Origin of the sequence: Kitasatospora paranensis (assembly GCF_039544005.1) — a bacterium.
In the GTDB taxonomy this organism is placed as follows: domain Bacteria; phylum Actinomycetota; class Actinomycetes; order Streptomycetales; family Streptomycetaceae; genus Kitasatospora; species Kitasatospora paranensis.
Genome location: NZ_BAABKV010000001.1, coordinates 1,736,628 through 1,763,054, shown reverse-complemented (window position 1 = coordinate 1,763,054; position 26,427 = coordinate 1,736,628). Strand labels below are relative to the sequence as shown.

Genomic DNA, 26,427 nt, shown 5'->3' with positions numbered 1-26,427 from the left:
GCCATCTGCCGGGAGGGTGCGCGGCCGGGAACGACAGCGCCGGTCCCGGCGGGGCGGAGGTGGTCCGCCCCGCCGGGACCGGCGGGCCCTGCCGGGCCGGCTACTGCGGGAGTTCGGCGGTGTGCAGGGCGCTCACCTCCGCGGCGGTCAGGGCCCGGTCGTAGGCGTGCACCTGGTCGATCGAGCCGTTCCAGAAGTCGCCGTTCGCGCCGTTGTACTTGGCGCGGCCCACCGCGAGCGGGCCGGTGCTGACGTCGGCCGGCCCGGACGGGACGCTGGCGGCGAGGGTGCCGTCCACGTACAGCTGGATGGTGGCGGTCGCCGCGTCGTGCACGCCGACCAGGTGGTACCAGTGGCCGAGCTGCGGGGTGATCGGCAGCCGGGCGCGGTTGGCCCCGGGCAGGCTGAAGGCGAACGCGCCCTGCCCGTACTGGAGGTAGAAGGGGTTCTCGATGCGGCGGCCGTCCTGGCTGACGATCGTGGCGTAGTTGCCGGGGAGGGCGTCCAGGGTGGCCCAGGCCGACACCGAGTAGCTCTTGGTGGTGTCGAGCACGGGGCCGGCAGTCTGGGCGTACTGCGCCTGGCCGTTGAACTTCAGGGCGCTGCCGCTGACGCCGGGGGCCCAGCTCGTCCCGCCGGTCAGCGTGAGCGGGCTGTGGTTGGGGCCCTGGTCGGCGGCGGTGGTGCCGGTGTTCTCGTCGAGCGACCAGGAGCCGCCGCCCTTGAGCTCGGAGCGCGCGCCGGCCGCGGCACCGGCCGCGATGACCTTGAGGTTGATCGCGCGGACCTGCGCCGGGTCGACCTTGATCTCCCGACGGTCGTACGACCAGAGGCCGTTGAGCTCGTGCTCCACGTCGGTGACCTGGGTGTAGACCGAGCCGGAGAGCTCGGCGCCGGCCGCCGCCAGGTAGAAGGTCTCGGTGTTCTGGACGTACTTCTGGGTGAGCGCCGCCTTGTCGTTCACGCCGCTGTAGATGACGGTCGGCGCGCCGGGCCACAGGTGGCCGGGGGAGCGGAGGGTGAACCCGCCGTGCTCGCCGTCCATGGCCGCCCGGGTGGCGTCGGGGAACGCCGGGTCGTTGTTGCCGTAGTCGTGGTGGTCGATGATGTCGCCCTTGCCGGAGTCACCCTTGGAGGCGCAGCAGTTGACGCCGCTGTGGGCGTTGACCAGGCGGGACGGGTCGGCCGCCTTGACGGCGTCGGCGAGCTTGCCGGTGGCGGTGCGGTCCCACTCGCCCCAGCCCTCGTTGAAGACGATCCAGCCGATGACCGAGGGGGAGTTGTGCAGCAGCTTCATCTCGGCCGTGCCCTCGTCGACGAACTCCTGCTGGCCGGCGGCGGTGCTGTAGTCGCCGGAGACGAAGTCCTGCCAGACCAGCAGGCCCAGCTTGTCGGCCTGGTAGTACCAGCGCGGCGACTCGACCTTGATGTGCTTGCGCACCGCGTTGAAGCCGAGGTCCTTCTGCGACTGCAGGTCGAACCTGATGGCGGCGTCGCTGGGCGCGGTGTAGAGGCCGTCCGGCCAGAAGCCCTGGTCGAGTTCGGCGAGCGAGAAGATCGGCTTCCCGTTGAGGACGATCTTCTGGTAGCCGCCGACGTCGGCGAGGGCGATCTTCCGCATGCCGAAGTAGCTCTTGATGCTGTCGGTGGACTTCCCGCTGGTGAGGGTGACCTTCAGGTCGTAGAGGTACGGGTCGTCGGGCGTCCACAGGTGCTGGTTGCCCACCGGGAGGTGGAGCAGGGTGTTGGCCGGGCCGCTGATGGAGCCGACGGTGTTGCCCGCGGCGTCCTTGGCGACCGCCTTGACGATCGTTCCGGCGGGAGCGCCGGGGGAGTTGACGGTGACGGCCAGGATGCCGGCGTCGATGTCGGGCGTGGTGGTGATGCTGTCGATCGAGGTGGTGGCGACCGGCTCCATCCACACCGTCTGCCAGATGCCGGACGACTGGGTGTAGACGATGCCGCCGGGGGAGTTGGACTGCTTGCCGAGCGGCTGGTTCGCCCCGGCCGTGTCGGTGACCGCGACCACGATCTCCTGCGGGCCGGTGCCCTTGACCGCGTCGGTGATGTCGGCGCCGAAGCCGGTGTAGCCGCCGGTGTGCTCGGCGACCTTCGTGCCGTTGACCCAGACGGTGGCCTGGTAGTCGACGGCGCCGAAGTTCAGCTTGAGGCGCTGCCCCTGGCCGATCTTCCAGCCCTTGGGCACGGTCACCGTACGCCGGTAGAACATGTGGTCCTCGTGCCGCTCCAGGCCCGAGAGCTGGGACTCGACCGGGTACGGCACGATGATCTTCTCGCCGAGGTCCTTGCCGAACACCGGCTGCTGCCCGGCGGAGGCGGCGGCGAACTGCCAGGGGCCGTTCAGGTTCAGCCAGTCGGAGCGGACCTGCTGCGGGCGCGGGTACTCGGGCAGCGGGTGGTTCGGGTCGACCTTGTCGCCGAACGGCGTGGTGAGGCGGTGGGTGGAGGCGTTGTCCGCCGTGCGCGCCATCTCCGGGACGGCCTCGCCGCCGGAGGTGAGGCCGCCGGTGCCGTCGTAGCGCACCCGGACGTTCTGCCCCTTCTGGATCGGTTCGGCGAGCTTGACGATCAGCGAGCGCTTGTCGTCCTTGGCGACCGCGACGGACTTCAGCGGCATCGCGGTGGTGTCCGCCTCGACCCGCAGGTGGTCCGCCACCGTCGCCGCGTTGCCGACCCTGCCCTGGAAGGTGGCCTGCACCTTGAGGCCGTCCTGGGCGACGGACAGCGCGACCGGGTACACGCTGAACCCGTCGGGCGGGGTGAACGCGGACTCCGGCACGATCTGCTTCGCGAGGCCCGGAGCGGACCAGCGCAGGTACATGTTGGCGCCGCCGGTGTCCTGGAACATCTCCAGCCGGAAGTCGTGCTGCTCGCCGGCGGTGAGGTGGACGGCGGCGCTGGTCTGCTCGTGGTCCCAGTCGCCCACCCAGTGGTCGATGACCGGCTGGCCGTCGATGAACAGCCGGAAGCCGTTGTCGCCGATCGCGTAGAAGGTGTAGTCCCCGGTGGTGGGGGCCTGGATCCGGCCTGTCCAGCGGGCAGTGGTGTTCTCCTGGCGGCCGGTCAGCTCCTGGAAGGTGTCGGCCAGGCCGGGCAGGTCGATCTGCGGGTCGAGTTCGGTTCCGCCGAGCTCGGCGAAGTCGTGGGCGCCTGGGGCCGACATCCGGTAGTACTCGCCCTTCAGGCCGTGCACCTGGGCGTTGGGGTCGCCGGCGGCGAAGGTGGTCGCGGCGTCGGCGGGTTCGGCGGCCGAGATACCGGGGGCCAGGCCGACCACCGGCAGCGAGAGGGTCGCTGCCAGCAGCAGCGCCCACATCCCGCGCCGGTGTCGGATGGCTGGCTGTCGTCTCATGCGGTTGCTCCTCACACGGGGGAGTAGAGGGTCGTGGGGCAGCCCTCGCCGCGGCGATCCGCTCGCGCGAGGGACGTGGGTGGTGTGTCGCCGGTGGCGACGGGCGGGGCGGCCGCGGGCAAGGGGCGACCGGCCGGGTCGTCGCGGCGGCGGGGTGGTGCCGGCGAGGACCCGCGGCGGGGGTGTCGGGACGCCGGGCGGGTGGCCCGCTCCGGGGAGCCGGGTGGGGGCGGGCCGGTGCCGGGCGTGGCGGGCCCTGGGCCCGGCTCGGCGTCGTCGGGCAGGGCTGGACGGCGGCGCCGTCGGCAGGCCCGGCCCGCGGCTGTCCGGTGGGCGATCGGGTGGTTTCGCGGGGTGGTGCCCGCCTCTTGCACAACGTTGGAAAAGCGGACAGGGAGAATGACAGCACGGGCTTGCGACGGTGTCCACCCCTTGCGGTCGCCGATGTACGGGAATGTGTCGCCCGGTGGTCGGCCGTGTGTCGACGACCCGTCAACCTGGGTCCCCTTCCGCCGTGCAGATCCCCTGACGGCCTGTCGGTGCGCGGGCCTGCGGCGGCGCGCGGCCCGGGGTGGTGCGCGGCCCACCCGCAGGCCGGACCGGGGCCGGGCCCGCCGCTCGCGGGCGGTCGGGCCGTGGCGGCGTCAAGCCCTGCGGCGTCCGCGGGCGTTGGTGCAGGGGTGGTCGCGGTGCGTGGTCGGTGAATGAGCAGAAATGAGTCCGCAACACTCTTGCCCGGCGGATCGGGCCGCATATATAACGTTGTAAACAGCGCCACCGAGGGGCCCCGCAGGCCTCTTCCCGCTCTTCCCTGCCGACGGATTCACCACCCTTGTCGGCCAGGTGCCCGGTGCGCCTCCGGCGACCGTCGTTCCACCCCGCACACACTCCCGCACGCACCCCCACCGCGCCGCCGGCCCACCTGCCCGGTGCCGCCGTCACCTCGCCAAGGAGTCCCTCCATGAACGCCACGCACGGACCCCGCAGACTCGTCGTCGCCACCCTGATCGCCGCCGCCGTCGGCATCGCCGCGACCGGCTGCGCCAAGTCGGAGACCCCGGCCTCCGGCTCGGGCGACGGGCAGGCCGCGCAGGTCGCCAGCCCGACCGCCGCGGCCTCCGCCGCGGGCGGCGGCTGCACCCTCTCGGCCTACGGCGCCACGAAGATCGACCTGAAGGACGCGGTCGTCGGCTTCTCCCAGTCGGAGAAGGAGGCCAACCCGTTCCGCATCGCCGAGACGCAGTCCATCAAGGACGAGGCCGCCAAGCTGGGCGTGAAGAAGCTGCTCACCACCAACGCCCAGTCGCAGCTGTCCAAGCAGATCAGCGACATCCAGGACATGCTCAACCAGGGCGCCCAGGTGCTGATCGTCGCCCCGCTGAACTCCGACGGCCTGCAGCCCGCGTTCGACGCGGCGGCCGCCAAGCACGTGCCGGTCATCACCATCGACCGCAAGGTCAACGCCACCGCCTGCAAGGACTACCTGACCTTCATCGGCTCCAACTTCGTGGAGCAGGGCAAGCGGGCCGCCGACGCGCTCGTCACCGCGACCGGCGGCACCGGCAAGGTGGCCATCCTGCTCGGCTCCTCCGGCAACAACGTCACCACCGACCGCACCAGCGGCTTCGTCGACGAGCTCAAGGCGAAGGCGCCCGGCATGGAGATCGTCGCCCAGCAGACCGGCGAGTTCGCCCGGGACAAGGGACAGCAGGTGATGGAGCAGCTGATCCAGTCCAAGCCGGAGATCACCGCGGTGTACGCGGAGAACGACGAGATGGGCCTCGGCGCGGTGACCGCGCTGAAGAGCGCGGGCAAGAAGCCGGGCAAGGACGTCAAGGTGGTCTCCATCGACGGCACCCGCAACGCCGTCCAGGCGCTCGCCGCCGGCGACTACAACGGCGTCATCGAGTCCAACCCCCGCTTCGGCCCGCTGGCCTTCGCCACCATCCAGAAGTTCTTCGGCGGCGAGGGCATCGCGGACAGCGTCGTGATCTCCGACCGGGCGTACGACCCGAGCAACGCCGCCGCCTCGGTCGCCGGCGCCTACTGACGCCACGCCCCGACCGCGGGCCCGGCCCGCACCTCGGGCCGCCGCGTCCACCCCGGGCGCGGCGGCCCGGCACCACCCCTACGACCCTCCGGAAGGCCAGAAGCATGGCACCCCCGAAGCGGCGGCCGTCCGGGCCGCAGGCAGCGCCCTCCCCGCAGCGACACCCGTGCTGGAGGCCCGCGGTGTGAGCAAGCGGTTCCCCGGCGTGGTGGCCCTCGACGACGTCTCCTTCTCGCTGCGCCCCGGCGAGACCCACGCCCTGGTCGGTGAGAACGGGGCGGGCAAGTCCACCCTGATCAAAGTCCTGACCGGCGTGCACCGCCCCGACGACGGCGAACTCCTCCTCGCTGGCTCGTCGGTGGCCTTCGCCCGGCCCTTCGAGGCCCAGCAGGCCGGCATCTCCACGATCTACCAGGAGGTGAACCTCGTCCCGCTGATGAGCGTGGCGCGCAACATCTTCCTCGGCCGCGAACCCAAGAAGCGCCTCGGCCTCATCGACTTCCCCCGGATGCACCGGGAGGCGGCCGACCTGCTCGCCGGCTTCGGCGTGCACGTCGACCCCCGCCGCCCGCTGCACACCCTCGGCCTCGGCACCCAGCAGATGGTCGCGCTGGCCCGCGCGGTCTCCGTCGACGCCCAGGTCGTCGTGATGGACGAGCCCACCTCCTCGCTCGAACCCCGCGAGGTGGAGACGCTGTTCCGGGTCGTCGGCGAACTGCGCCGCCAGGGCATCGCGATCCTCTACGTCAGCCACCGGATGGACGAGCTGTACCGGCTCTGCGAGCGCGTCACCGTGCTCCGCGACGGCCGCCACATCCACACCGGCGACCTCGCCGACCTGGACCGCATGCAGCTGGTCTCGATGATGCTCGGCCGGGAGATCTCCGAGGTCCGCCGGCACGGCGTCACCGGCTTCGGCGCCGAGGAGCACGCCGTCGTCCGCGAACCGGTGCTCGCCGCACAGGGCCTGACCCGCCGCCACCAGCTCGACGACGTCAGCCTCGCGCTGCGCCCGGGCGAGGTGCTGGGGCTGGGCGGTCTGCTGGGCTCCGGGCGCAGCGAGACGGCGAAGGCCCTCGCGGGTGCGCTGCCGCTGGACGGCGGCACCGTCACCGTCGGGGGCGGGTGCTGCGGCGGCACGGCTCGGCCTCGGCGATCCGGGCCGGGATCAGCATGCTGCCGGAGGACCGGAAGGCGGAGGGGATCGTTCCGGGTCTGTCGGTGCGGGAGAACATCGTGCTCGCCGCGATGCCGCGGCTGTCGCGGGCCGGGATCGTCTCCCGGGCCCGGCAGGACCGCGTGGTCGAGGTCTTCATGAAGCGGCTGCGGATCAAGGCGTCCAGCCCGGAGCAGAAGGTCTCCGAACTGTCCGGCGGCAACCAGCAGAAGGTGCTGCTCGCGCGGTGGCTCTGCCTGGAGCCGAAGGTGCTGCTGCTGGACGAGCCGACCCGCGGCATCGACGTCGGTGCCAAGGCCGAGGTGCAGACGCTGATCGACGAACTCGCCCAGGAGGGCCTGGCGGTCCTGCTGATCTCCTCCGACATCGAGGAACTCGTCGAGGGCGCCGACCGGATCGTGGTGCTGCGCAGCGGCGCGGTCGCCGGCGAACTCACCGGCGACGAGGTGGGCGAGGCCGAACTGCTCGCCGTCCTCGCCGACCACGGCCCCGCCGCCTCCGACACCGACACCGACACCGCCTCCGACACCGACACCGCCTCCGACACCGACACCGATTCTCCCGACGGCACCCCCGGTACCGCCGACGGCGCACCCGCCGCCGAGGCCGGCGGCCCGAAGGTGCCCGACCAGCCCCGTCCGGCCCGCGCCGGCAAGGAGGACCCCGATGACCCAGGCGACCGCCGTCCCCGCGCGCGGCCTGACCCGGCTGCCGAGTTCCGCGTGGTTCCAGGAGTACGGCGTCTATGCGGCGCTCGCGGTCCTCCTGGTCTTCAACGCACTGTTCACCGAGCGGTTCCTGACCGTCGACAACCTGCGGACCCAGCTCGTCCAGGTCGCCCCCGTGGTGATCGTGGCCCTCGGCATGGCCCTGGTGATCGGCACCGAGGGCGTCGACCTGTCGGTCGGCTCCACCATGGCGCTGGCCTCCGCCCTGCTGCCGCTCTACCTCGGCTACGGGCTGGTGCCGGCCCTGCTGATCGCCCTGCTCACCGGCGCGGTGGTCGGCCTGATCAACGGCGCCCTGGTGTCCGTCGTCGGGCTGCAACCGATCGTCGCGACCCTCGCCCTGTTCGTCGGCGGACGCGGTCTGGCCCTGGTCTTCGCCGACGGCCAGCTCAAGCAGATCGTCAACCCCGACCTGCTGGCGCTCGGCACGGACAGCGTCCTCGGGGTACCGCTGGTGGTCGTCATCGCGGGCCTGCTGGCCCTCGCCGTGGCCTTCCTCGTCCAGCGCACCACCTTCGGCCGGCAGGTGGTCGCCGTCGGCGGCAACCGCGCCGCGGCCGCCCTGGCCGGCCTGCCGGTCAAGCGCCTGCTCACCGGCGTGTACGTGCTGTGCGGCGTCCTCGCCGCGCTGGCCGGCGTCCTCGCGACCGCCCGGCTGACGGCCAGTGACCCGTCCTCGCTCGGCAACCTGATGGAACTCTCCGCCATCACCGCCGTCGTGGTCGGCGGCACCCCGCTCACCGGTGGCTCCGTCCGGGTGCTCGGCACCGTCGCGGGCGCCCTGCTGATGCAGCTGCTGCGCGCCACCCTCGTCAAGCACGACCTGCCCGACTCCACCGCCCAGATCGCCCAGGCGGCCATCATCCTCGCCGCCGTCTATGTCGCCCGGGAGCGCCGATCCCGATGAACCCCACTCCCGCACTCGGCCTGTCCGAGCCCGCCACCGCCCGGCCCGAGGGACCGGCGGCGCCGCCCGCCGGCCGCGCCCCAGCGACGACCGGTCGTGAGCGCCTCCTCTCGCTCGTCCAGCGCCAGGGCGTGCTCGCCGTCCTGCTCGCCGTGGTCCTCGTCTCCTCCTTCGTCTACCCGACGTTCGGCACCCTCGACAACGCCCGCGGGGTCACCGTCCAGGCGTCCTTCCTCGCGATCGTCGCGCTCGGCATGACGCTGGTCATCATCACGGGCGGCATCGACCTGTCGGTCGGCTCGGTCTTCGCCCTCGGCGGTGTGCTGGCCGCCTGGGCCTCGCAGTGGGGCATCGTCCCGGCGCTGCTGCTGCCGCTCGTGGTCTGCGGCGCGATCGGCACGGTCAACGGCCTGCTGGTCGCGAAGGCCGGCATGGCGCCCTTCATCGTCACGCTGGCCTCGCTGCTCGCGGCCCGCGGCCTGCTGCTCGCCATCACCCACGAGGGCGCGACCACCTACCTCGTCCCCCGGCACTCCGCGTTCGCCGAGCTCGGCCAGGGCACCGTCTGGGGCTTCGGCCACCCGCTGATCGTGGCGCTGGCGCTGTTCGGCCTCGGCGGCGTACTGCTCCAGCGGACGTCCTTCGGCCAGACGCTGTTCGCGGTCGGCGGCAGCTCGGACGCGGCGACCCTGATGGGACTGCCGGTGGCCCGGGCCAAGGTGACGGTCTACCTGCTCAGCGGCCTGCTGGCCGGCCTGGCCGGTGCGATCAACGCGGCCCGGCTCTCCTCGGGCGTCACCATCGTCGGCGTCGGCATGGAACTCGACGCGATCTCGGCCGTCGTCATCGGCGGCACCCTGCTGGTCGGCGGCGCCGGCACGGTCAGCGGCACCCTGTGGGGCGTCCTCCTGCTGGCCGTCATCCAGAACCTGATCAACCAGATCGGCTCGCTGAACTCCTCCTACCAGTCGGTGGTCAGCGGCGGCTTCCTGATCCTGGTCGTGGTCGCGCAGCGCTACCTCGTCCGCGGCCGCAGAACGACCTAGGTCGGGTCCGGGCGGTGCGCCCGGACCCCACGCCGGCCCCGGCCACCGCCGGGGCCGGTCCCAGTCAACGAAGGAGTGCCGTGGGCGTCAGCCTCAAGGACGTCGCGCAGCGGGCGGGCGTCTCCGTCAAGACCGTGTCGAACGTGGTCAACAGCTATCCGCACGTCACCCCGCAGATGCGGGCCCGGGTGCAGAAGGCCATCGACGAGCTCGGCTACCGGCCCAACCTGACCGCGCGCCACCTGCGCAAGGGACGCACCGGCATCATCGCCCTCGCCGTCCCCGAACTCGGCAACCCGTACTTCGCCGAACTGGCCGGCGCCGTCATCGACGCCGCCGCCCGGCACGACTACACCGTGCTGGTCGACCACACCGCGGGCCGCCGCGAGCGGGAGATCCACGTCAGCCAGGGCTTCAGCTCGCACGTCATCGACGGACTCATCCTCAGCCCGATCCACCTGGAGACCGAGGACCTCACCGGCCGCGACGAGACGGTGCCCCTGGTGCTCCTCGGCGAGCGCGAGTACGAGGCGCCGTACGACCACATCGCCATCGACAACGTCGCCGCGGCCCGGGAGGCCGTCCGCCACCTGCTGTCGCTGGGCCACCGGCGGATCGCCTTCCTCGGCTCCCGCACCGGGCACGAGCGCCAGCCCGCCCACATGCGGCTGCGCGGCTGGCGCGAGGAACTCGTCGCCGCCGGCATCGAACCGGACGAGGCACTGGTCGTCGTCACCGACGGCTACGGCCGGGCCGACGGCGCCGCCGCGATGGCCGCCCTGCTGGACCGCGGCGAGCGGCCCGACGCGGTGTTCGCCTACAACGACCTGATCGCCATCGGCGCCATGCGCACCCTCACCGAACGTGGCCTGCGCATCCCGGAGGACGTCGCCGTGGCCGGCTTCGACGACATCGAGGACGGCCGCTTCTGCGCCGTCCCGCTGACCACCATCTCCCCGGACAAGTCCGCCATCGCCCGGCTCGCCGTCGACCGGCTCACCGCCCGCCTCACCGGACAGCCCCCGCCGAGCCCCGGCGCGAGCGGCCGGGCCACCGGCTCGTGATCCGCGACTCCACGGCCGGACGGAGCCGCTGATCCGACGCCGGAGCACGCACACGGCCGCGGGATCGCGCCGTGCGCGTGCGCCGCTCCCCGCCGCCGACCCCGGCCCCCGCGCCCCCGCCCCTCCGCGCTCCCGACCATCCACCGTCCCGGCCGCCGCCCCGCCGGGCGCAGCCGCCCGTCCCGAGGACACGACCATGCCCCGACCCACCGTCCGCTGCCGGCCGTTCGGCACCCTGCCCGACGGCACCGCCGTCCAGGCCTGGCAGCTCGACTCCGGCACCGGTGTGCACGCCGAGATCCTCACCTACGGCGGCATCCTCCACCACCTCGCCGTCCCCGACACCGCCGGTGAGGCCGCCGGTGTCGTCCTCTCGCTGGCCACCGCCGAGCGCTACGCCGCGCAGAGCCCCTACCTCGGCGCGCTCGTCGGCCGCTACGCCAACCGCATCGCCCACGGCCGCTTCACCCTCGACGGCACCGAGCACCGCATCCCGGTCAACGACCGCGGCCACGCCCTGCACGGCGGCCCGGACGGCTTCGACCGCCGCATCTGGCAGGCGGCCGCGGTCGAGGACGACGACCGCGCCGCCGTCCGCCTCTCACTGCACAGCCCGCACGGCGACATGGGATTCCCCGGCGCCCTCGACGCCACCGTCACCTACACCCTGGGCGCCGACGGCACCCTCGCGATCGACTACACCGCCGCCACCGACCGGCCCACGGTCGTCAGCCTCACCAACCACGCCTACTTCAACCTCACCGGCCGGCCCGACATCCTCGACCACACCCTGCAGGTCGACTCCCGGCCTACCTCCCCGTCGACGCCCACGGCATCCCGACCGGGCCACCCGCACCCGTCGCGGGCACCCCCTTCGACCTGACCTCCCCGCAGCGGATCGGCGAGATGCTCGACAGCCCCGAGCCGCAACTGCGCGACGCCGGCGGCTACGACCACTGCTGGATCCTGAGCCCCCGCGACCGCCGGGCGGCGCCGCGCCGGGCCGCCCGGCTCAGCGCCCCCGCGGCCGCCCGCGTCCTGGAGGTCTGGACGACCGAACCGGGTGTGCAGGTCTACACCGGCAACCAGCTCGACGGCACCCTCACCGGCCCCGACGGGCGCGGCTACGGACGCCACGCCGCGATCTGCCTGGAGACCCAGCACTTCCCCGACGCCCCCAACCGGCCCGCCTACCCGAGCACCGTGCTGCGCCCGGGCGAGCTGTTCACCAGCCGCACCGAGTACCGCTTCCCGCACCTGCCCGGGCCGGGCCGCCCGCGGTCCTGACCACGGGCAGTCGTGCTGCGCGTGCGCCCGGACGGGTGCAGAGTCGGAGCGCAGCCGGGTGCGCACCGCACGTGTCGGAGGCTGCACACCGAAGGAGCCCGTCGTGACCCGCCAACCGCTCTTCAGTCCCGCCCCGATCAGGTCCTTCCGCCCGTCGACCCTGCCGCCGTGGCCGCCCCGGATCCCCCGGCAGTGCAGCCCGGGCGGCACCGGCCAGGAGGGATCGCGTACGCCGTGACGGCCCGGCGCGGCGGGCCGGCCGCAGGTGCCCAGGCGCTCTGCCGCCGACCGCGGTCACCCGAACGGCTCAGCCGGTGACGGTGTGCCGCGGGCCGTTCCGCAGGCCGCCGTCCGCAGGCGGTCGCCTGCAGGCTCTCGCCCGCGGTCGGGCGTTCCGGCCGACCGCGGGCGGCCCGTCCGGGCCGTCGCGGCGTGCGGTGCCCACCATCGCCGAAAGCCCGCCGGCCGGGCACCCCGGTGCCCGGTCCGCTCGTGGCGGACGGGTCGTCGGGGTGCCCGGCCGGCGGGCTCTGCCGCGGGGCGCGGCCGGTCCGGGTCAGGTCCGGACCGGCCGGGACGGCGCGGTCACTCGGTGCAGCGCACGGGGTTCAGCCGGTGGGCTTAGTACCGGTGGGCTTAGTACCAGTGGTGGTTCTGCCAGAAGGACCAGGCGGCGTTCGGGCTGCCGTAGCGGGAGTTCATGTAGTCGTAGGCCCACTTGATCTGGGTCTTCGGGTTGGTCTTCCAGTCCGCACCGGCGGAGGCCATCTTGGAGCCCGGCAGGGCCTGGCCCAGGCCGTAGGCGCCGGAGGAGGCGTTGGTGGCGTGGACGTTCCACCCGGACTCGTGCGAGATGATCTGGTTGAAGGACGCCAGCTGGTTCGCGGGCACGACCTGGGCGGCGATGCTCTGCGGGGACAGCGAGGCCGCGGAAGCGGTGGCGGCCGGGGCGACGGCGGCACCGACGGCGGCAAGACCGGCGGCGGCGGTGACCAGAGCGGCACGGGTACGCATACGAGTGGAAATAATGGGCATGGAAATACTGACCTCAATCGGGTTGGCCGCGTCCCCGCCGGTCCGATCGCACGTGTCGGTAGCACGTGGGTGGAGCCGGGAGGCTCCGTGATCGGTGCGGGGCACGGTGGCACGACGCGTTCTTGGCCGTGTCCAGGAGGAACTGGCCTGCGGTGTTGTCCGCAGTCCCAGGTGTCTGGGCGACTCCGCAATTGTTAGCGGGCCGGGAACCCCCGCCAAGAGCCCCCTGCTACGACGGACCTCCGTAGTGACGAGTCGTCACTGGGTCGGCCGAGGGGCCGCGGCGGCGCTGCGGCGCGGGCGTGCGCGGGTCGCCATCATGCCGCTGACCTGCAAGGACGCCTCCGGGCGGGCAGGAGCCGAGAGGTTCGTCCGCGATCAGGCCTTTCGTCCGTTTTGTTCTCCTATGGATCGTCGTTGACCCCTGGGGCGTGTGAGCACCCTCACCGGCGGGGCGCGTTTTGTTGACCGATTTGTAGGGGATTGCCCGATTTCATTCCGGAGTTGGCGGTGACCCGCGCGACACGGAGAGGGGCTCCGGCCCTTCGCCGGCGGGTGCGGGTGGCCCGGGTCACAGGGGGCGTCCCGCGGGGCCCCCGGGAGCCCCCGGAATTGTCATACCCCCCGCCTAGCATGGGAGTTGTCAGCGAGCGCCCCACCACCGCACCAGGAGGTCGTCGATGTCCGCTGCCCTGTCGACCCGCGCCGTCCCCTCGGCCGGCCAACCCGCCGCCCCGCCCCGTCCCGCGCGCGCCAAGCGCACCGCTCGTCCTGTCCGACCCGTCCGCCGCTCCGGTCCGCCCGCCGTCCAGCCACTGCCGGCCGGGCTGCCGCGCGACTGGTACATCGACCACAACCGCCGCCTCAAGGCCATGCGCCTGGCGGTCGTCCTGCTGGACTCCGGCATCTACCGGCCGGAGCAGGCGACCAACCGGCGGATCCGGGCGATGGCCGTCCGGGTCGGCATCCACCGCCCGTCCGCGGCGACCTGCCGTGCGGTGAGGTCGCTCCTGGTGTAGCGGAGGGCAGCACTCCGTCACGGCGCCCCGCCGCGCCCCGGCCACGGGGCGGGCGGGGCGCCGTCGTCGTCCGGAGGGCAGCTCCCGGTGGTCCCGGGCCCGGGACCACCAGGGCTCAGCGCAGGATGCCCGCCCGCTGCGCCGCCGCCAGCCAGAGCGGGAACTCCGACAGCAGCCGGTCGTACAGCTCCGCGTCGGAGAGCACGGCGATGTCGTCCACCGCGAAGAACCCCACGTTGTCCACGCGCCGGCCCGGCAGTGTGTCGAACCGCTCCAGCACCCCGTAGTCGGCCTGCCCCAGTCCCACGAACTGCCAGAACACCGGCTCCTCGACCGCCTCCCGCAGCTGGCCCTCGATCTCGGCGTTGCGGTAGACCCCGCCGTCCGAGAAGAACAGCACCAGCGTCGGGCCGTCCGCCGGCTGGGCCCGCACATGGGCGCGCACCTCCGCGATGACCCGCTGCTCCTCGTTCTGGACACCCACCATCCGCATGTCCACCTGCCCGGGCAGCAGGCCGCGGCGCGGCTTCCGGGGGCGGCCGAAGAGGCTGATCTCGCCCACCCGGACGTGCCGGGCCAGCCACTCCGGCAGCCCGGCGAGGGTGAGGTCCGGGAGGCGGGCCGGATGCGTCGCGAACGTCCAGGCGGGCATCGGGCGCCCCTGGCCGAGCTGTGCGGCCACCGCGGCCATCCGCTCCACCACCCCCGTCACCGTGCCCTGCCAGTAGAGGGGCGCCATCGAGCCGGACGCGTCCAGGACGAGCACCACCCGGGCCGAGACGCCCGCCGCACCGTGCTTCGCCAGACTGACCGCGACCTGCTGCTTGCGCAGGGACATCCGCTTGCGCATGTCCACCGGCAGCACGTCCTCCTCCGGAGCGGCCGTCGGCGGCGTGCCGTACGCCCCGGCGGTCGGCGGCATCCGCAGCTGCACGGTCGGCGTGGGTGTCGCCGGTGGCGGGACGGGAGGGGTGGCCGGGGGCGGCATCCGCAGCTGCACGGTCGGGGTGGGTGGCGGTGGGGCCGGTGGTGCCGGTGGTGCCGCCGGGGTCGGCGTCGGCGGGGCCTGCGGCGTGGGCAGGGGCGGCGGGAGCGGTTCGGTGGCGCCGAAGGCGGCCGTCAGGCCGGCCCACCCCGTCGCGTAGCCCTGTCCCACGGCGCGGAAGCGCCACTGCCCGGCGCGGCGGTACAGCTCGCCGCCCACGATCGCCGTCTCCCGGGTCGCGGCGATCGCGAACTCGGCCACCGCGGCACCGCTCCGGCCGTCCGTCAGGGACAGGCGGAGGTCGGCCAGTCCGCCGAACGTCCCGTCCTCGGCCGTCGCGCAGAGCAGCACCCGGTCCACGGCCGCGCCGAGGGCGGCGAGGTGCACCTCGATCCGCCCGTCGGGATGCCCCCGCACCGGCTCCGACGCATGGGACGGTCGCGGACCGCCCACCACCGCATCCGCGCCGACCCGTCCGTCCGGGCCGACCAGCAGCGCCCACACCCGCACCCGGGGTCCGCCCGGCCGCGCCGTCCAGCCGAACACGGCCAGCACGGAGTCCGCCGCGACCGGGGAGTTGGCGCCCTTGGCCAGAGAATTCGCCGTCATGTCCCCAGTCTCCCAAGCCGACGGCCCCCGGCCCAGGTATCCGCTCGACCAGCCCCGGCCGTCCAAGGGCCTCCCGGCACGACGCGGTTCGGCGCCCGGGCTCGCGTCGGAGTCCCGCCTTGCCGTCGGTGTCCGCGTCGACCGGGCACGTGGTCCCCGGGCCTACCGCGGCGGGACGGGGCGGTCGTAGACGTTGTCCGGCGTCGCGATTTCGGTGATCGACCGGGCGAGGAGCGTGGACGGCTCCTGGCCGGCGGAGAACATGTCCGTGTTGATCATGATCACGAGGGTGGCCCGCTGCGACGGCAGGTGGACGGTCACCGTCTCGTAGCCCGGGATGGAGCCGTTGTGCCCGATCCATCCGCCGGTCTCGAAGATGCCCAGACCGTAGTCCGTGCCGGGGAAGCCGGTCGGCAGCACCGTGAGCCGCTCCCGCTGGGTCTGCGGGCTGAGCAGTGTCCCGGTGGCGACGATCCGGGCCCAGCGGCGCAGGTCCTGCAGGTCCGAGATCATCGCCCCGGCGGCCCAGGCCCAACTCGGGTTCCAGTCCGTGGAGTCCGTGATGGCGCCGCTCAGCGTCTGGTCGGTGTACCCGCGCGGGTGCGGCTCGGGGAACTGGGGCCCGCTCGGGAAGAACGTGCGGTGCAGGCCGGCCGGACGGAGGACCCGCCGCCGGATGACGTCGGCCAGCGCGAGGCCGCTCACCTTCTCGATCACCAGGCCGAGCAGGACGAGGTTGGTGTTGGAGTACTGGAACATCGCGCCCGGCGCGAAGGTGTTGTCGTGCTTGAAGCCGTAGGCGAGCACCTCGCGCGGGGTGAACGAGCGGCTCGGGTCGCTCTCCAGTGCCTGCACGAAGTCCGGGTCGGAGGTGTACGGGAACAGGCCGCTGCGCATCCCGGCAAGCTGACGCAGCGTGATCCGGCGGCCGTCGGGCACACCGTGGACGTAGGCGGAGATCGGGTCGTCCAGGCCGATCCGCCGTTCGTCGACGAGCTGGAGCAGCGCGGTGACCGTGAAGGTCTTGGTCTCGCTGCCGATCCGGACGAGGACATCGGTGGTCATCGGCCTGCCGGTGGCGGTGTCGGCGACCCCGGTCGCGCGGACGTAGCGTCCCTTGCCCGGCATCCACAGTCCGGCCACGACACCGGGGATGCCGGCCTGCTTGCGGACGTCCTCGATGGCCGTGTCCAGCCGGGCGGTCAGCTCGGGGCCGAGGCCGTCCGGCGGGCAGTCGTCCTCGCCGTGGCGGTCCCGGCCCGCGGCGCGGGCGGCCGTGGCAGGGGCCGCGGCCAGGACGGACGCGGCGAGGAGCGCCGTGGTGAACGTACGGCGGGAGGGGGTGCTGTGCATCGCGGGGTGTCGCCTTCCGGTCGGGGGCTCAGACGGCAACGTCACCACCCGGACCACGGGCGGAGGGCCCCGTCCGGTGCGCAGCCGGACGAGTCCACTCGTTCGGCGCCGCGACGGGCCCCTGCGGGCTTCCGCTCGGCGCCCGCTCCCGACGCCGCGGCGGGAACCGCTGTGGCAGAATCGCCGCCCGGGGTGCCGACCGATGCCGGATCTCCTGCCGACGCTGCCACCCGGCTACCGGGGACGTCCGATCACCGCCGACGACATCGGCACCGTCCACCGTCTGGTGGCCGCCTGCGAGCGCGAGCTGTACGGCCGGGTGCGACGCACTCGCTCACCGGAGCACTCGCCCTGTACCTGCCCGTCGGCATGGAAGTCCGCCACAGCGCCACCGTCCGGACGAAGCGGCTGCGACCGGCCTGAAGGCTGGGGCCCGATGCGGCGAGAGGTACGCGACCTGCCGGAACTCCGTTGCCGCGAAGCGTCGTTCAGGCCGAGTCGGCCGGTTCGGCGAGATGCCGGGCCACACGCCGGGCACACGCCATCGACTCGGCCTTCCCGGTGTCGACCTCCAGGTCGTAGACCACGCCGCGGTGGACGGCGTCCGCCTGCGACGCCGCCATCCCGGTGACCCGGTCGCCCCGGGCCACCTCACGGTCCGCGGCGACCGCGGCATCGCACCGGACACCCACCCACAGCACCGGCAGACCGGCCAGCGCGTCGCGCCACCGCTGCTGCGAGGCCGCTCCGCCGAGGAACACGTCGTCGACCAGAATGTGCGCGCCCGCGTCGGCCATCGCGGCCACCCCCGCCATCCATGCCGCCTCCAGCGCCCGGAACGCCTCCCCGACGGACACCCCGCCGTCCGGGGCGAACCCGATCCCGGCCCCGGAGGTCCGCAGGGCGGCGGGCAGGGCCTCGACCAGCGTGTCGACCCCGACGGCCAGCCAGGCGCCCGGCAGCACCGCCTGCAGACACCGGACGAGCCCCGACTTGCCGGAGCTGGAGCCGCCGTTGAGCACGATCACCTGGGTCATGACGCCACGATAGGCGGCCCGCCGGGACGACCGGAACGGGCGGTGCCGGCCCGCGGTGCGTGAACAGTGAGGAACTCCCGCAGCTCCGCGTCGGCGGCATCCCGGGCCGTGTCGGATCCCCACCACCAGTCGAAGGGACTGTGGCCCAGGTCGAAGTCCTCCCACCACCGAGGGGCGCTCCGTGCCAGGTGGGCCCGGGCCGTCATCGAGGTGTCGGTCGCCCACCGGGCGAGGAAGGGAGTCGCGGACGCACGGGCGATCGTGCAGGCCGCCAGGACGTCCGCCGCCGGGGTGGGCGGGGTGTCCTCGGCGAGCGCCGCGGCCCACCAGGCGTCCAGGAACCTGGCGACCGCCCGGGACTCCGGGGCCGGCCACTGCTGCCACCCCGCGGCGGCCAGCCCGCGGGCGAGGCGGTCGGGATCGTCCGTCCCCTCGGCCAGCAGGGCGACGAGCCGGGGCAGGATCCGGCGCATGACGGCGGGCCGGTCCTCCCAGTGGGTCGGGTCCTTCCCGGATATCCGGGCAACGTCGTCGGGAGGCAGCGGCGCGCCGGGCGACCGCAGGATGCGGAGCGTGGCGTCGCCGAAGCAGCGGCCGCAGCCGGTCTCGTCCGAGTGGACCGCCGCGCCCCGGAAGGCGACGGCGACGGCGGCAACGGCTGCCGGAAGGGGGAGTGGGGGCATGGGGGCTCCGCAGAGGCTCCGGCCGCACGACGACGGCCGAAGACCGCGATGCTACCGGACCGCGCCCTCGGCGAGGGCGGACGGTGCCTGGGCATACGTGGCAGCCGCGGGTCAGGGCTTCCAGGTCTCGCCCTTCGCCGCCTTCGGCCAGACCGTGTCCTTGCGGACGGCGGTGAACAGCTCGGCCGCGCGCGCGTCGTCCAGCAGCACGACACTCTGCTTCTGCCGCCAGCCCGTGCCGGTGGTGGGCACCGTCCGGAAGTCCAGCTGCGAGGTGCGCACGTTCTTCAGGCTGCTCGCCAGGCCCAGCATGTCGGTGAGGGCGAAGCCGCTGTCGACGGTCATCGTCCGGGTCATCGAGTCGAGCAGGTCCTTCGTCCGCAGCGGGTGCGACAGCACGCCCTCGTCGAGGGTCTTGCCGGCGATCGCCGCGAGCAGCTGCTGCTGCCGCACGACGCGGTCGAAGTCGCCGCGGGCGAGCCCGTGGCGCTGCCGGACGAACTGCAGCGCCCGGGCGCCGTCGAGGTGGTTGACGCCGGCGGCGAAGTCCACGTGCTGGGAGGGGTCGTGGGCGGCGGCCGGAAGGGTGACGTCCACCCCGTCCAGGGCGTCGACCATGGCCTTGAAGCCGTCGAAGTCCACCGCCACGTAGTGGTCGATCCGGATCCCCGTCACGCCCTCGACGGTGGCGACCAGCAGCCGCGGCCCGCCCCAGGAGAAGGCCGCGTTGATCTTGGCCTCGCCGTGGCCCGGGATCGGCACCCACGAGTCGCGGGGGATCGACACCGCCCGGATCGCCGAGCGGTCCGACGGGATGTGCAGCACCATCATGGTGTCGGTGCGGTTGCCGCGCTGGTCCTCGAAGTCGGTCTGTGCCTCGCTGCCGGTGGAGGCCGGGCCGCGCGAGTCGGAGCCGACCAGCAGGATGTTCATCGCCTTGCCCGCGGCCGGGTCGGCCTCCGGGCGGGGGCCCGCGTCCGGCAGGGCCGCCCGGTCGAACACGCCGTCCTCGCGGTGGATGTTGGAGCCCAGCTGGTGCACCGTCCACCACGCCGCCCCGGCCCCGCCCAGCAGCAGGACGCCCAGCAGGGCCAGGGCGATCAGCAGCGGACGGCGCCGCCGCCGGCGGGTCCGGCCGGGCGCGGGTACGGCCGGACCGCCCTCGCCGGTCGCCGGGTCGGTGGCGGCCGGCTCGTCGGCGGACATCAGGTCCGCGAGCGCGTGCGGGGGGTCGACGGGGGAGTGCGTGGTCAACGGGCTTCCTTGTAGTAGATGCTGGCCAGTCGGGTGCTGCCGTCCCGGATCGAGGCGAGGCCGAACGCCAGCCGCGGCCGGTGGCTGTCCGCCGGGCCGGGGAGGAGGACGGCCATCCCCTCGGGTTCGCGGTGGGGCAGCTGCGCACCGTCGGTGAGCTGGCGGGACGCCAGCACACGGCCCCCGGCACGGACAGGTCGGTGCAGGTCACCCAGGTGTTGCCGGTGGGCGCCACCGAGTCGGCGACGCCGTACGGGCTGCCTTCGAGGGTGTAGAGGTACCGGTCGTAGAGGGCGAAGCCCTGGGCGTACGGCTTCGGGTTCGCCCGGGTGACGTGCGGTCGCGGCGCGGGCACGTCGTGGACGGGCCTGTTCCCGCCGGCGGCGACGGCTTCCAGGTCGTACACCCGGAACCGCTGCTCGCCGCCGACCTGGAAGCGGACCGCCAGCCGGCGCTGCCGCGGGTCGACCGCGCAGGTGACCCGGCGCGCCCCCGGGACGAGGTCGAACTCCTCGACCTCGCCGGAGTCCGCGTCCACCTCCCCGCCGTCGGCGAACCGGACCCGCGCCACCCGGGTGCCCCAGGCCGTGCCGTCCTCGTCGGCGGGGAGGACTCCACCCAGACGTGACTTCCCGTGCCGTCGGGGACGACACCGATCTGCCCGCCGTGGCCGAAGCCCCTGAGCATCATCTCGGCGTCGAGCCCGCCGTCCAGCGAGAGCCGGGAGAGCCGCAGGTCGCCCCTGGCCCGGTCGCGGATCTGCGCGGCGATGATCCACCGGTTGGTGTTGTCGAACGAGAAGGACTGCATCACCGTGCCGGTGCCGGCCAGTTCGGCCTCCCGCAGGAGCGCACCGGAGGCCGCGTCGAGGGCGAACGGGCCCTGCGCGCCGCCCTGCCGCCCGGCGCGGGGCGACACCGCGACCCCCAGTCCCAGCACGCCCGCGGCCCCCAGCCCGCCGAGCAGCAGCGAGCGCCGCCGCCGGTCGGCGCCGGTCACGGGCGCGCCCCTGCCACCGACCACGAACCCGGCCCGGCCTGACCGAGCGTCAGGCCGAGCGCGGCCGACTTCCCGGCGCCGTCCTGACGGAGGTGGATCTCCCACGCGCAGGCGCCCGGCGCCGCCGCCGCTCCCGCCGCCGGCCCGTCGGGGCCCAGCGCACCGACGGGCGCCGAGAACTCCAGCACGGCGAGGTCGGCCGCCTCGCCGGGCGCGATCCGGCCCGGCACCGCCAGCGTCCGCCCCGGCTCCGCGGCCAGCGTCACCTCGACGGCCACCGGCCGCTCCAGCGGGGCGAGTTCGACCGGGATGCGGACCCGGAGCGCCGGGCCGTCCGCCCACACCGCCGACCGGTCCGGCTCCCGGACGGCCTGCTTCAGCGCACCGGGCGCCGCGGGGGCGACCCGCACGCTGAGATTGCCGGTCTTCGTCCAGTAGGGCGCCACCAACGTCGCGTCGGCGAGGAACGCGGGCCTCAGCTGACCGTCGGCGACCGGGCTGCGGTTGTCGCCGATACGACGCGGGCGGCGCCAACCGCACGTCTCGATCAGGATGTTGAAGTCCCACAGGCCGGTCACGGGCCGGTCGTGGTCGGCGCGGGCCGCGTCGAACTCGGTGGTCGCCTCCACCCGGACGGACACCGTCGGCAGCCCGTCCGCGTTGCGGCCCAGCGGAATGCTCACCAGCCGGTGGTGCCCCGGCAGATAGACGTCGGTGTTGTCGTCCCGCAGCCGGGCGTAGCCCCGCAGCGCGGTGGCGGCGAGCGCCTCCGTCATGTCCGCGGCCTCGGCGACACCGGGCAGGGCCAGCAGGCCCGCCGGCAGGTCCCAGCGCAGGCGGTCGCCGTCCACGACGAACCGCACCGGCCGGACGGTGCCGTCCTTGCCCTGGTGGAGGAGGTCGCTGCTGGTCATCACCGAGAACCGGCCGGCGTTCCAGCCGAGCGCCTCCACCCGGGTGTGGTGGGTGAACCCCGCCTCGTGCCGGGCCAGCACCCGGAGGTCCTCCGCGCTCCCGGAGCGCAGCACCGCCGATCGGACCCGCAGGGTGGCGGGCAGGTGCGCGTCGACCTGCGGGGGCACCTCCCGCTGCACCAGGTCGAGGATCGCCCGGTGCGTCTTCGCGTACCCGGCGGCGCTCTGCCCGAGGACCCGCTCGTCCAGCCGGCCGAGCAACTGCTCCTGGTACCAGTGGGCGATCAGGGCGTCCTGCTGCGGGCCGGGCGCGACGCCCTGCCGGACGAGGCCGAAGAGGGCGGCCACCGAGCGGCAGACGTCCGCGATGCCGGTGCCGGCGTGCGGCGGCGGCCCCGGATCGGATCGGCGCACCGCGTGGTAGCAGGTGTAGTCGTGCACCACCGAGACGCTGCCGGCCGCCAGATGGGCGCGCAGGGTGAAGAGGTGGTCCTCCAACGGCACCCGCCCCTCCGGGAAGCGCAGCCCCTGGCGGAGCAGGAACGACCGGCGGAAGAGCTTGAGCGCCGTCATGGACTGCACCAGCGCCGGGTGGGTCAGCAGATGCCCGCGCTCCAGCGGCAGGGCGGTGGCGTCCCGCGGCACCGGGCGGCCGTGCCCGGCCGTCCGGGGCACCACGATGTCGGCGTCCGCCCGGACGGCCTGCGCGTACAGGCGCTCCAGCGCCTCCGGGGCCAGCCGGTCGTCGCCGTCCAGGAAGAGCACGAACTCGCCGACGGCCTCGTCGACACCGATGTTGCGCGGCCGGCCCGGCCCGCCGCTGTGCTCACTCGCCACGACGCGGATCCACCGGTCGAAGGCGGTGTCGCCGCGCAGTGACTGCACCGTGGTGTCGGTGGACCCGTCGTCGACGAGGATCACCTCGAAGTCGCTGCGCGGCATCGTCTGCGCCCGCAGCGACTCCAGCGTCGGCCAGAAGCGCGCACCGCAGTTGTACACGGGCACGACAACGCTGACCCTGACCGTCATGCTGATCCCACTCCTCCTCCGCGGCGTCCGGGCTTCCGGGTGCGCCCCGGGATCCGTTCGCCGAGCGGCCGCCCCGGCCCGCACGGGTGTGCGGGGCTCCGGGACGGCCATCGTCCGTGCCGCCGGTCGACGGCGGCCCACGAGTCCTCTACCAGCCGAAGTACGCCGGATCCCGGTCACGCCGGAACCAGCCGAACGCCGCGCGGGCCTCCGGCTCCTCGTGCCTCTCCCACTGCGGGGCAGGAAGCGCCCCGCCGCTCTGCTGCTCCCACTGCTGGACCTCGGCCTTGCGGGCCAGGGCCTCGACGGCGTGGTTGAACCGCTCCATCGAGGTGGGCGTGTCGGGGCCGAGCACGTACTCCTTCAGCGACCTCCGGTGCGGCTGCATCGGGTCGAACCAGGGGGCGCGCACCGAGTCCAGGATCTCGGCGAGCCGGGTGCACTCGCGGTCGAGCAGGTACGCGCCGCCGGCCGTCGTGTAGGCGGCGCGGAACTCCTCGTCCGGCAGGTTCCCGGCGTTGGTCAGGACGTACGGCTTGAGGCTCGCGACGAAGTCGGCGACCACGCTGGAGACGTCGCTGATCAGGATGTCCGCCTGGTTGAAGCACTCGTAGAGCGTCGGCAGCGACTTCAGGATGACGTTGTGGCGGACGGCGCCGCGGCTCTCCCAGAAGATGCGGTGCCACTCGTCGTGCAGCGCCTGCCACTCGGCGGCGCCGTCGCCGCCGGCGATGCGCCCGGTGCGGGTCTGCTCGGCGTCGTCGCCCGTCCGGTTGCGGCCGGACAGCTCGTCGAGGCGGGCCTGGATGTCCTGGAGCCCGGGCCTGGCGGCGGCCACCGCGGCCGCCGTCGCCCTGGCGTCGCGCTTGCGGTTGTCGGCCCGCAGCAGGTCCCGGATCGCCTCGTCGGCCGCGGCGGCCTTCGCGGAGCGGCGACCGGTCAGCGGGTGCGGCTTGTAGATCACCCGGACGTTCTGCGCGAGCAGCATCCTGACGAGCCGCACGCCCATCGGGATCAGCGACGTGTGGCAGTCGTCGTCGCTCCAGCCCTCCCAGGTCGGCGCGTACAGCACGACCGGCAGCGGGCCGGGCGTGTGCTCGGCGTACATCCGGATCGGCTCCAGCTGCGGGCGGCCCACCTCGACGATGGCGTCGTTGCTGATCGCGTGGCGCACCCGCTGGTACCGGTCGCGGCCGGCCCGGCCCGCGACCCAGATCTCGTCGAACACCTTGCTGACGCGGTTGCTGCTGGCGAGCTTGTCACTGTCGCCGTGGCCGATGAAGACGTGCTTGGCCTCCGCCACACGCAGCATGTGGACGTTCTTGCCCGCGTTGCCGGGGTACAGCACGACCCGCAGGTCCGGCAGTTCCAGCTCGGCCAGGTCGTCGGCCTTGGGCACGCAGACGACCGGGATGTGCGTACGGCTCAGGAAGCGGAACGCGCCGCGCTCGCGGAGGACGATCAGCGGACGCAGGTGCAGCTTCTCCAGGGTCTCGATCCACATGTTGACCTGGTACATGAAGTCCTGCGACACCGCGGCGAAGCTGAAGTACAGCGCCACCTGCGGCCGGTATTCCGCCAGTTGGAGGTTGACGGCCTCGATGATCCGCTCCCGGCGGGGCATCCGCCGGGCCCGCCGGAACTGCCCGAGCAGGGCGATCAGCATCAGGACGGGCAGCAGCAGGCTGAGCCCGTAGCCGCCCTCGGTCAGCCGCCACTGCCCGGTGACCATGCCGGCGAGCAGCCCGGCGTGCATCGGCAGGTCGAGGTGCAGCAGCTTGCGCAGGTACCGGTCGTAGAGGAAGCCCGGCGGGCTCTTCGGGATCTCGATGGAGCTCAGGTGGAGGTTGCGGACCACCACGGGCAGCACCCGGCCGAGCCGGATGCTCCGGTGCAGCGCCGTGTAGAGCATCAGCAGCACGGACTGCGCACCGCAGACGATCAGGCCGGTGATCACCAGGTTGTCGGGGGCGTCCAGCCGATCGGCGAGCACCAGCAGCATGGCCGTGCGGGCCAGGAACCGCAGGATGCGGTTGAGCCGCAGCTGCGCCATCCGGCCGATGAATTCGGGCTCCTTGCCGTGCAGCCACTCGTCGGTCAGGTAGCTGAGCGCGGACGCGGCGACGAATCCCCAGAGCGACGGCAACAGTGCGCACACCGGTATCGCCGCGAAGGAGGCGCCGAACAGCAGGACGAGGAGGAAGCCGGATCGCGTCCTCACCCGCAGGACGGAGCGGATGCGTCGGATCACGAGGCGGCCACGGTGCGGGTGGGGTCCTCGCGCCGGACATCGATCACGTGGCCCGTCAGGTCGGACACCAGGGTGTCCACCGAGGTGCGGGCCACCGTCCCGGAGTCGAGCAGGGTGCCGGACGGCTCGGCGCCGAAGGCGCGCTCGCGCATCGGGGTGCGCGTGCGCTCCGGGTTGACGCAGTTGACCCGGACGCGGTGCGGCGCCCACTCCTCGGCCAGCGCCTGGGTGAGGTTGACCACCGCGGCCTTGGCCGAGGAGTACAGGCTGTAGTCGGCCCGGCCGCGGGTGTACGAGCTGGACGTGAAGAGCAGCAGTTGCCCCGCCGTGCTGCTCAGGTACGGGAAGGAGGAGCGCGCGATGTGCACCGGGGCCAGGTAGTTGACCCGGACGGCCTCGTCGATCACGGTGTGGTCGGTGTCCGCGAGGGCGCCGATCCGCAGGACCCCGGCGGTGTTGATGACGTAGTCGATGCGGCCGGTGGCGCCGTGCGCCTCGGCGAGCGCGCGGTCCACCGCGGCCGGGTCGCCGACGTCGACGCCGTTCAGGCTGCGGCTGAACCGGAAGACGTCCGCCCCGTGGTGCTCGGCCAGGTCGGCGATGTCCGCGCCGATGCCGTAGCTGCCGCCGAAGACGACCAGTGTCCTGCCGCGCAGCCCGCGGTCGTAGGAGTCCTCGCCGGCGTGCGCCGGGGCCGTCCGCGAGACGAGCTGGAAGAGCTTGTCGGCGATGAACAGGTCGACCGGTTCGGTGACCTTCATGTTCTGCTCGCTGCCGTGCACCAGGGCGATCGGCACCTCGGGCAGGTAGCGCAGGACGACGCCGCAGTCGTCGGTGGCGGCGAAGTCCGGGTCCTCCGCGGCCAGTTTGTAGGCCTGACGGATCGTGGAGATCCGGAAGCCCTGCGGGGTCTGGCCGCGGCGCAGGGTCGAGCGCTCGGGGATGCCGGTCAGGACGTCCCGGTCGGCGACCACGATGGTGTCGGCGGAGGGGATCACCACGTCGACCGCCGCGTGCTCGCGCAGCGCCGCGACGCAGTCCCCGATGATCGCGTGCGTGACGAAGGCCGCACCGCGTCGTGGAACAGGACGTTGCACTCCTGGTCGCCGAGGGCGTCCAGGGCGCACAGGGTGGACTCGTTGCGGGTGGCCCCGCCCTGGACGACCCGGCTGACCTTGGTGAAACCGCCGCGCCGCACGATCTCCTCGGCGGCTGCGAGATGGCCGGCCGTCATCACCACGATGATCTCGTCGATGTCGGCCGACGACTCGAAGACCTCGAGGGTGTGCTCGATGATCGGCTTCCCTGCGACCTTGACGAACTGCTTCGGGAGCGGCAGGCCGATGCGCTGACCGACGCCGCCGCCGAGGACCACGGCCACGGTGCGCACGGCAGCCTTCTCTTCCAAATTCATCGCTACCTGTCGGGAAACTTGAGGTGAATGGCGAGTGGAAGGTTAGCAGGCAGATGTTTCGCGATGGTCACGAATTAAACGACCGCATTCCCCCTCCCGTGGTGTTCTGACAAAACGGACAGACGGCGCACTTCCGTCATCGAATTCTGATGAACTGTCAGGAGATGGGCGTCCGAAAGTTTCGGTCGTTCCGGGGTGGGGCGGGGCGCGGAA

The 26,427-nt window shown here is 73.4% G+C and carries 15 protein-coding genes and 4 pseudogenes; 7 read left to right on the top strand and 12 right to left on the bottom strand.

The annotated features are described in order from the left end of the window. Nucleotides 1-100 precede the first annotated feature (100 nt). Complete coding sequence (locus ABEB13_RS08840; protein ID WP_345705030.1) at nucleotides 101-3,373, bottom strand: LamG-like jellyroll fold domain-containing protein; 3,273 nt, start codon at nucleotides 3,371-3,373, stop codon at nucleotides 101-103. A 961-nt stretch (nucleotides 3,374-4,334) separates the two neighbouring features. Between ABEB13_RS08840 and ABEB13_RS08835 the strand changes: the two genes are divergently transcribed. The 6 genes and pseudogenes from ABEB13_RS08835 (at nucleotide 4,335) to ABEB13_RS08810 (ending at nucleotide 11,632) form a co-directional block, all read left to right on the top strand. Continuing rightward, nucleotides 4,335-5,423: an ABC transporter substrate-binding protein gene (locus ABEB13_RS08835; protein WP_100891330.1), complete on the top strand. Its 1,089-nt coding sequence runs from the start codon at nucleotides 4,335-4,337 to the stop codon at nucleotides 5,421-5,423. A gap of 166 nt (nucleotides 5,424-5,589) precedes the next feature. Continuing rightward, nucleotides 5,590-7,103 (top strand): annotated as a pseudogene (locus tag ABEB13_RS08830) (sugar ABC transporter ATP-binding protein); the annotation flags it as partial. 163 nt (nucleotides 7,104-7,266) lie between these two features. Then, nucleotides 7,267-8,235: an ABC transporter permease gene (locus ABEB13_RS08825; protein WP_345705029.1), complete on the top strand. Its 969-nt coding sequence runs from the start codon at nucleotides 7,267-7,269 to the stop codon at nucleotides 8,233-8,235. Then, the gene (locus ABEB13_RS08820; protein ID WP_345705028.1) at nucleotides 8,232-9,281 is read left to right on the top strand and encodes an ABC transporter permease; all 1,050 of its coding nucleotides are present in this window, start codon (nucleotides 8,232-8,234) and stop codon (nucleotides 9,279-9,281) included. The genes ABEB13_RS08825 and ABEB13_RS08820 overlap by 4 nt, the downstream gene beginning before the upstream one ends. 80 nt (nucleotides 9,282-9,361) lie before the next feature. Beyond that, nucleotides 9,362-10,377 (top strand): annotated as a pseudogene (locus ABEB13_RS08815) (LacI family DNA-binding transcriptional regulator). Nucleotides 10,378-10,541: 164 nt separating this feature from the next. Beyond that, a pseudogene (locus tag ABEB13_RS08810) lies at nucleotides 10,542-11,632 on the top strand (aldose epimerase family protein). Between the two features lie 636 nt (nucleotides 11,633-12,268). Here ABEB13_RS08810 and ABEB13_RS08805 read toward each other — a convergent pair. Further along, a complete protein-coding gene (locus ABEB13_RS08805) occupies nucleotides 12,269-12,646 on the bottom strand; it encodes an aggregation-promoting factor C-terminal-like domain-containing protein (protein ID WP_345705027.1) in 378 nt (125 codons plus the stop codon). Nucleotides 12,647-13,347: 701 nt separating this feature from the next. On the opposite strand from ABEB13_RS08805, the gene ABEB13_RS08800 reads away from it, so the two are divergent. Then, complete coding sequence (locus ABEB13_RS08800; protein WP_345705026.1) at nucleotides 13,348-13,686, top strand: hypothetical protein; 339 nt, start codon at nucleotides 13,348-13,350, stop codon at nucleotides 13,684-13,686. 115 nt (nucleotides 13,687-13,801) lie between these two features. On the opposite strand, the gene ABEB13_RS08795 is transcribed toward ABEB13_RS08800, so the two are convergent. The 10 genes and pseudogenes from ABEB13_RS08795 to ABEB13_RS08750 form a co-directional block, all read right to left on the bottom strand. Further along, nucleotides 13,802-15,280, bottom strand: coding sequence for a vWA domain-containing protein (locus ABEB13_RS08795; RefSeq protein ID WP_345705025.1), 1,479 nt, complete (start codon nucleotides 15,278-15,280; stop codon nucleotides 13,802-13,804). Nucleotides 15,281-15,442: 162 nt separating this feature from the next. Then, a complete protein-coding gene (locus ABEB13_RS08790) occupies nucleotides 15,443-16,633 on the bottom strand; it encodes a serine hydrolase domain-containing protein (protein ID WP_345705024.1) in 1,191 nt (396 codons plus the stop codon). A gap of 488 nt (nucleotides 16,634-17,121) precedes the next feature. Beyond that, nucleotides 17,122-17,670: a chloramphenicol phosphotransferase CPT gene (gene cpt, locus ABEB13_RS08785; RefSeq protein ID WP_345705023.1), complete on the bottom strand. Its 549-nt coding sequence runs from the start codon at nucleotides 17,668-17,670 to the stop codon at nucleotides 17,122-17,124. Continuing rightward, nucleotides 17,667-18,353: a hypothetical protein gene (locus ABEB13_RS08780; protein ID WP_345705022.1), complete on the bottom strand. Its 687-nt coding sequence runs from the start codon at nucleotides 18,351-18,353 to the stop codon at nucleotides 17,667-17,669. The genes cpt and ABEB13_RS08780 overlap by 4 nt, the downstream gene beginning before the upstream one ends. A gap of 111 nt (nucleotides 18,354-18,464) precedes the next feature. After that, nucleotides 18,465-19,607, bottom strand: a complete 1,143-nt coding sequence (locus tag ABEB13_RS08775; RefSeq protein WP_345705021.1) for an LCP family protein — start codon at nucleotides 19,605-19,607, stop codon at nucleotides 18,465-18,467. Continuing rightward, entirely contained in the window at nucleotides 19,604-19,783 is a 180-nt protein-coding gene (locus ABEB13_RS08770) for a hypothetical protein (protein ID WP_345705020.1), read from the bottom strand. The genes ABEB13_RS08775 and ABEB13_RS08770 overlap by 4 nt, the downstream gene beginning before the upstream one ends. A gap of 31 nt (nucleotides 19,784-19,814) precedes the next feature. Then, nucleotides 19,815-20,606: a hypothetical protein gene (locus ABEB13_RS08765; protein ID WP_345705019.1), complete on the bottom strand. Its 792-nt coding sequence runs from the start codon at nucleotides 20,604-20,606 to the stop codon at nucleotides 19,815-19,817. Beyond that, the gene (locus ABEB13_RS08760) at nucleotides 20,603-22,549 is read right to left on the bottom strand and encodes a glycosyltransferase (protein WP_345705018.1); all 1,947 of its coding nucleotides are present in this window, start codon (nucleotides 22,547-22,549) and stop codon (nucleotides 20,603-20,605) included. Before ABEB13_RS08760 ends, ABEB13_RS08765 begins: the two co-directional genes overlap by 4 nt. Nucleotides 22,550-22,697: 148 nt before the next feature. Then, nucleotides 22,698-24,800, bottom strand: coding sequence for a hypothetical protein (locus ABEB13_RS08755; protein WP_345705017.1), 2,103 nt, complete (start codon nucleotides 24,798-24,800; stop codon nucleotides 22,698-22,700). After that, nucleotides 24,797-26,214: pseudogene (locus tag ABEB13_RS08750) on the bottom strand (D-ribitol-5-phosphate cytidylyltransferase). Before ABEB13_RS08750 ends, ABEB13_RS08755 begins: the two are co-directional and overlap by 4 nt. Nucleotides 26,215-26,427: the final 213 nt, after the last annotated feature.

Excerpts from the sequence above, each read along its gene's own strand:
- ABEB13_RS08840 (WP_345705030.1), bottom strand. The coding sequence starts at position 3,373 with ATGAGACGACAGCCAGCCATCCGACACCGGCGCGGGATGTGGGCGCTG.
- ABEB13_RS08835 (WP_100891330.1), top strand. The coding sequence starts at position 4,335 with ATGAACGCCACGCACGGACCCCGCAGACTCGTCGTCGCCACCCTGATC.
- ABEB13_RS08825 (WP_345705029.1), top strand. The coding sequence starts at position 7,267 with ATGACCCAGGCGACCGCCGTCCCCGCGCGCGGCCTGACCCGGCTGCCG.
- ABEB13_RS08820 (WP_345705028.1), top strand. The coding sequence starts at position 8,232 with ATGAACCCCACTCCCGCACTCGGCCTGTCCGAGCCCGCCACCGCCCGG.
- ABEB13_RS08805 (WP_345705027.1), bottom strand. The coding sequence starts at position 12,646 with ATGCGTACCCGTGCCGCTCTGGTCACCGCCGCCGCCGGTCTTGCCGCC.
- ABEB13_RS08800 (WP_345705026.1), top strand. The coding sequence starts at position 13,348 with ATGTCCGCTGCCCTGTCGACCCGCGCCGTCCCCTCGGCCGGCCAACCC.
- ABEB13_RS08795 (WP_345705025.1), bottom strand. The coding sequence starts at position 15,280 with ATGACGGCGAATTCTCTGGCCAAGGGCGCCAACTCCCCGGTCGCGGCG.
- ABEB13_RS08790 (WP_345705024.1), bottom strand. The coding sequence starts at position 16,633 with ATGCACAGCACCCCCTCCCGCCGTACGTTCACCACGGCGCTCCTCGCC.
- cpt (WP_345705023.1), bottom strand. The coding sequence starts at position 17,670 with ATGACCCAGGTGATCGTGCTCAACGGCGGCTCCAGCTCCGGCAAGTCG.
- ABEB13_RS08780 (WP_345705022.1), bottom strand. The coding sequence starts at position 18,353 with ATGCCCCCACTCCCCCTTCCGGCAGCCGTTGCCGCCGTCGCCGTCGCC.
- ABEB13_RS08760 (WP_345705018.1), bottom strand. The coding sequence starts at position 22,549 with ATGACGGTCAGGGTCAGCGTTGTCGTGCCCGTGTACAACTGCGGTGCG.